The sequence below is a fragment of the Amycolatopsis sp. NPDC051106 genome, from assembly GCF_040682775.1.
GTDB lineage: Bacteria > Actinomycetota > Actinomycetes > Mycobacteriales > Pseudonocardiaceae > Amycolatopsis.
The window spans coordinates 1-1,375 of record NZ_JBFBBQ010000206.1 but is presented as its reverse complement, the minus strand read 5'-3'; the positions used below and the strand labels follow the sequence as shown (position 1 = coordinate 1,375).

1 protein-coding gene is annotated in these 1,375 nt (G+C 64.7%); it reads left to right on the top strand.

Annotated elements, in window-relative coordinates; translation table 11 throughout:
- Positions 1-41 precede the first annotated feature (41 nt).
- Positions 42-1,337, top strand: a complete 1,296-nt coding sequence (locus AB0M83_RS48560; RefSeq protein ID WP_364529649.1) for an IS256 family transposase — start codon at positions 42-44, stop codon at positions 1,335-1,337.
- Positions 1,338-1,375 lie beyond the last annotated feature (38 nt).

Below are 1,375 nucleotides of genomic sequence, written 5' to 3'. Positions count from 1 at the left end.
ACACGCCGGGCTGAAGTCCGGCGGGATGGGCACGGTGAGTGATGACATCGGAGCTTGTGAGTCCACGCAAGCGTGAGTCCAAGCCGGCGCGGGAGCTGTCGCCGGAGCAGGCCGCTGCGGCGGCGATGGTGGCCGAGGCGAAGGCCCGGGGGCTGGCGTTGACCGGCCCGGACGGGCTGCTGAGGCTGTTCACCAAGAACGTGCTGGAAACCGCCCTCAACGAGGAGATGACCGAGCACCTCGGGCATGAGAAGAACCAGGCCGACCCGGACCGGGAGTCGACGAACGTGCGCAACGGCACCCGCCCGAAAACGGTGGTCTCCGACGCCGCCGGCGAGGTCGACATCAACGTGCCGCGGGACCGGGAGAGCACGTTCGAACCGCAGATCGTGCGCAAGCGGCAGCGTCGGCTCGCCGAGGTGGACGAGATCGTGCTGTCGTTGTATGCGAAGGGAATGACGACCGGGGATATCTCGGCGCATTTCGCCGAGATCTATGGAGCATCGGTGAGCAAGGAGACGATCTCACGGATCACCGACAAGGTCGTCGCCGAGATGCAGGACTGGGCCAACCGCCCGCTGGACGCGGTGTATGTGGCCGTGTTCATCGACGCTATCCACGTCAAGGTCCGGGACGGCCAGGTCGCCAACCGACCCGTCTACGCCGCCATCGGCGTCACCATCGACGGACACAAGGACGTCCTGGGCCTGTTGATGGGCACCGGCGGCGGGGGCGCTAAGTTCTGGATGAGCGTGCTGATCGACCTGAAGAACCGTGGCGTCCGGGACGTGTTCTTCCTCGTCTGCGACGGCCTCAAAGGCCTACCCGACGTCGTGACGAACGTGTGGCCGCACACTGTTGTTCAGACCTGCATTGTTCACCTGATCCGTAACACCTTCCGGCTCGTGTCCCGGCGGGACTGGGAGGCGGTGAAACGCGACATCAAGCCCATCTACACCGCTCCCAGTCCGGACGCCGCCGCGGCGGCCTTGGATGAATTCGAAGAGAAATGGGGCGCGAAGCACGCGGCGGTAATTCGCCTATGGCGCAACGCTTGGAATGAGTTCACGCCGTTCCTCGACTACGACGTCGAGATACGGGCGATGATCTGCTCCACGAACGCGATCGAGTCGCTGAACGCCCGCTACCGGTGGGCGGTTCGCGCACGCGGGCATTTCCCGACCGAGCAGGCCGCGATGAAGTGCCTGTACCTTGTGACCCGCAGCCTGGACCCGACCGGGACAGGCCGCGCTCGATGGACGATGCGTTGGAAGCCAGTGATCAACGCCTTCGTCATCACTTTCGGTGACCGCTGGCCGGGAGCCGAAACCTACTGATCAACAACGCCGGAAACACCGATCACGAGATAGACCCC

Excerpts from the sequence above, each read along its gene's own strand:
- AB0M83_RS48560 (WP_364529649.1), top strand. The coding sequence starts at position 42 with ATGACATCGGAGCTTGTGAGTCCACGCAAGCGTGAGTCCAAGCCGGCG.